The organism is Chthoniobacterales bacterium, from assembly GCA_018883245.1.
Classification (GTDB): domain Bacteria; phylum Verrucomicrobiota; class Verrucomicrobiia; order Chthoniobacterales; family JACTMZ01; genus JACTMZ01.
Window position 1 is genome coordinate 1 of the sequence record VEQL01000076.1, and the last position, 4096, is coordinate 4096.

Below are 4096 nucleotides of genomic sequence, written 5' to 3' on the forward strand. Positions count from 1 at the left end.
GGAGGAGTTGGAGGAGTCTTTTGCCATTGAGAACTCGGCCGATGCCGATGCGCTTGCTGGTGCGGCTGATCGAGTAATCCACCTCGACTACGCCCATGCCTTGAAGGGCCAGCATCCAGTCGCGCAAGTCGTGGAACATGAAGACCAAGTAGTCGTGATGCTCAAAAGCCTGGCATTCCATGCGGGGAATCGTCTCCAGCGCGTCTTCCACGTCTTCCTCGGCAAAGAGCTTGGCGATCTCGTCTTCCATGAAGCCAGTCAGCTCCACATCAAAGCTCGGATCGGCCTCGCGTAGCTTTTCGATCACTTTCTTCAAGTCGGCCTCGTCCAATTCAGCCAACTCGGAGAGCCGGTTGTCGGCCAGAAGGTCGGCCAGTTCCTCGGCATCGTTGGCGTAGTCCTGCTCATCGACCGGCACCTTGTCGCACCCCATGAGCAAGGCGGCTTCCAGCCGCCCGTGACCGCGGACAATGAGACCGCTGCGTTTGCTCACCGTGATCGGCGCGCGCCAGCCCTGCTCTTGGATGATGGCCGCCAAGATCTGGATTTGGTGGGCGCTGTGGCGGTTCGGATTCGCCGGGTTGGGTTTGAGCGTCGCCGGGTCGGCCAGCGAAGTGTGGGCACAGAGAACGCGCATCTTGCCGACGATGCGGTGTCAACCTTGACACACCGCCTGCGCTTATCGCGTAGTTGCTTCATGGCACAAGTCACCCGCAGAAAGTTCGCCAAGATTCTCAAGGATTACCGCGAGCGCCGGCGCTTCACCCAGGAGGAAGCAGCGGCCAAGCTCGGGGTTTCTGTGCGCACTTTGCAAAACTGGGAGATAGCACGGAACATGCCGCGCGGTTTCGGCCTGGCCGCACTTCTCAAAGTAATTGCCCCAAAATGATCCTGCATCTTTCGCAAGCCTTGGCCAAAAGGCTCAAGTGCACGCTGTCTTTCAAGGACAGCAATGTCGCCCAGACCGGACGCGAAGACTCATGGAGCGCCGACCTCTTCCGTATTCCACGCGCGGGCACTCATGCCTTGGTCATGCATGATGCCTCGCTCTGGCCGCTCATCATCGACCTGCAATCTCACACCACCTACGAAAGCTTCCTTCAGCGCCTCCTCCTGCACATCGAGGCGTCCTACATGATGGTCAACGGCGACTTCGACGGGGCGAATATCAGCGTCGTTGCCACCAAACGAAGCAACCGCAGCATCATCGGCTCGATGAACAACGCGATCTATCTCATCGAGTCCTATGTCGAGCAGGCCATGACTGAAGATGGTGAGATTGATTGGCTCGCCGTTCAGTCGCACTTGGCCAACACGCCGTTCATGTCGCTCCAGGACCACTTTCCCGCCAAGGCCTTTATCAACACGGTTGGCCGTCCGCTTTGACGCCGGGTGCTCCTTGAATGGAGCAAATACCGGCGGAAGTCGCGCGCAAGATTCTCAACCGCGACTTCAGCAATCTCGTCAGCAGAGTCCAATCCGGCGGCAAACTCACCCGCGGCGAGCGGGCCATGCTCCAATCAATTGCGGCGGGATCCAGCGGCGGCGATCCGGCCACGGCTTCCAACTACCACGAATTGGCTGAAATCCTCGGGGTCACGCGCCAAGCCATCAACGGGTGGAAAAAGCTGCCCGATAGCCCGACGCCTTCGGCCAACGGCAACCACGATGTGGCGGCCTGGCGCGAGTTCATGGCGCGCAAAGGACTCAAGGGTGGCGCGGCGCTGGCACCGGACGAGGAGAGCGCCCTGCGCGCGCGCAAACTTCTGGCCGAAGTCATGGAGCGGGAATTTCGCCTCTCGGTCAGGAAGGGCGAGTTTGTCCCCGAGGAGGAAGTGCGCTCGCGTTGGGCCTACCATGTCGGCCAAGCAGTTTCCCTGCTGCGCAAGCGGCTGGAGAACGAACTGCCCCCGATCCTCTCGGGCCTCGATGCCGTTCGCATCCGAAAAGAGCTGTCGATGGCCATCGACGAGTTCGCCGCCCTTCTGCACGAGGGCCAATGACTCACTCCAAACAACTCGACCGCATCTGGCGCGAGGCTTGGCAACCGCCGGACCGACGCGCGCCGTGGATGTGGGCCGAGCAGCACATCGCCTCAATTCCATACTCGCCAATTCCGGGCAAGTTCCGCTCGGAGAACTCTCCGTGGCTGCGCGAACCGCTGGAGGCCTTGGCCGATCCGGCCGTGCGCCTCCTCTCCATTATCGCGGCGATCCAGTGCGGCAAAACCAGCATCGGAGAGTTGGGCCTTTGCTACATCATCTCCAACCTGCCCGGCCCGACCCTCTGGCTTGATCAAACCGACGAGGATGCCAAGGACCAGAGCGAGTCGCGTCTGCAAAAGCTCTTCGACGAGTGCGCCCCGGTCAAAGCCCTATACCCGCGCAACCGCCACAAGAAAAAGAACAACACGATTCATTTCCGCAACGGCATGACGCTCTGGGTGCTCGGGGCGCACAACAAGACAAACCTCCAACGACGGTCGATCCGATGGCTGATCGGTGACGAAACCTGGCGCTGGCCGGCGGGTCACATGGCCGAGGCCGAGGCCCGTGTCACCGCTTTCGGATGGCTCGGCAAATGCGTCTTCATGTCGCAGGCCGGCGAGGAGGGCGACGACACACAGCGCAAGTTCGAGACCACCGACCAGCGGCAATGGACCTTCGCCTGCCCGACCTGCTCTCTTCGCCAGCCCTTCTCCTGGGAGAACGTGGAGTGGAGCAAATCGGCGCGCGACGAGAACGACAACTGGGACTATCAGGCCGTGCGCCAGACGACCGTGCTTCTTTGCTCCGGCTGCAGCCGGGCATTTGAGGACACCGAGCGGCAACGCCGCGAACTCAATGCCAGCGGCAAATACGTGGCGGCCAATCCCAAGGCATCGGCCGAGAACGCAGGCTTTCATTGGAACGCACTGTGCTCCCAAAGCTGGGGCGTTCTGGCCGAACTCTACCTGCGCGCCAAGGCTGCGGCGCGTCATGGCGATTTCAGTTCGCTCAAGCAGTTCTACCAAAAGCGTCTGGCCATCCCGTGGCGCGAAATGGCCGACGACTACAAGCTGGAGATCGAACGCACCGGGTATCGCAAGGGCGAGGTGTGGGAAGACGAGGCCGTCATGAGCAAAGCCGGCAAGATCGTGCCCGGCCCGGCGGACCCGGCTCAGACCGCGGCGTTCCTGAGAATTCTGACCGTGGACGTGCAAATGGATCACCTCTTTGCCGTCGTTCGCTCATGGAGCGCCACGGGTTCATCCCGCCTCATGTGGAACGAGAAAATCCTCACCTTCGAGGACATCGCCACCATGCAGGATCGATTTGCCATCCACCCGAACCTCGTCTTTCTCGACGCGGGCCACAACGCCTACGAGGTCTATCGTCACTGCGCCGAACACGGATGGACCGCCCTCATCGGCGACAAGCGCTCAACCTTCTCCCACAAACTCTCCGGCAACCGGGCTATCCACCGCTTCTACTCCACTCGCCGCCGCGTGGTCCTCGCCGCCGACAAGAAGGCATCGGTCTTCTACTGGTCCAACCTCAACGTGAAGGACATCCTTTCGCGCCTCCGCCGCAATCAAAACCCCGAGAAGGGTCCGACTTGGGAAGTCCCGGACGACATCGACGACGACTACCTCGGCCAGATGGAGAGCGAGCACCGGGTCAACGTCAACGGCACCTGGCGCTGGAAGCAGATCGGCCAGCGCCCGAACCACTACTGGGACTGCGAATGCATGCAGGTGGTGGCGGCGGTCATGCTGAAAATGATCGGCCGCGAGTTCACTCCGCCCGGAGACGCTCAAGTTGACTCCGAACCGGAGGCATGAGCCTTCGCAAAAAACTCGCCCATATTGCAGCAGCAGAAATCGGAGTTCGTGAAGTCGGCGGCAACAACCGTGGCCCAAAAATCGTCCAATACCAGTCGGCCACTTGGCTCAAACCGGCGCCATGGCCGTGGTGCGCGGCATTTGTATGTTGGGTTATCAAAAAGTGGCTCGAAGATCTGTCCGTCAGAGAGGGTTTATCGTTGCGCAACGATAAACCCCTGAATGCATGGCGCCCGAAAACCGCCGCTGCTTTCGATTTCATCCGCTGGGCAA

General features: G+C 60.8%; 6 protein-coding genes. 5 read left to right on the top strand and 1 reads right to left on the bottom strand.

Annotated elements, in window-relative coordinates; genetic code table 11:
* Positions 1 to 637 (bottom strand): hypothetical protein (locus tag FGM15_13500; GenBank protein ID MBU3666873.1); only part of this gene is annotated, 637 nt, incomplete at its 3' end.
* Positions 638 to 697: 60 nt separating this feature from the next.
* Here FGM15_13500 and FGM15_13505 point away from each other — a divergent pair.
* The 5 genes from FGM15_13505 to FGM15_13525 all read left to right on the top strand — a co-directional run.
* Positions 698 to 889 (top strand): helix-turn-helix transcriptional regulator, encoded by a 192-nt coding sequence (locus FGM15_13505; GenBank protein ID MBU3666874.1) that lies wholly within the window; start codon positions 698 to 700, stop codon positions 887 to 889.
* A complete protein-coding gene (locus FGM15_13510; protein ID MBU3666875.1) occupies positions 886 to 1386 on the top strand; it encodes a hypothetical protein in 501 nt (166 codons plus the stop codon). Before FGM15_13505 ends, FGM15_13510 begins: the two co-directional genes overlap by 4 nt.
* A 17-nt stretch (positions 1387 to 1403) precedes the next feature.
* On the top strand, positions 1404 to 2003 hold the full coding sequence (locus FGM15_13515) for a hypothetical protein (protein ID MBU3666876.1): 600 nt from the start codon (positions 1404 to 1406) through the stop codon (positions 2001 to 2003).
* A complete protein-coding gene (locus FGM15_13520) occupies positions 2000 to 3823 on the top strand; it encodes a hypothetical protein (GenBank protein MBU3666877.1) in 1824 nt (607 codons plus the stop codon). Before FGM15_13515 ends, FGM15_13520 begins: the two co-directional genes overlap by 4 nt.
* Positions 3820 to 4096, top strand: a 277-nt coding sequence (locus FGM15_13525; GenBank protein MBU3666878.1) for a hypothetical protein, incomplete at its 3' end; no start/stop codon positions are given. The genes FGM15_13520 and FGM15_13525, both read left to right, overlap by 4 nt.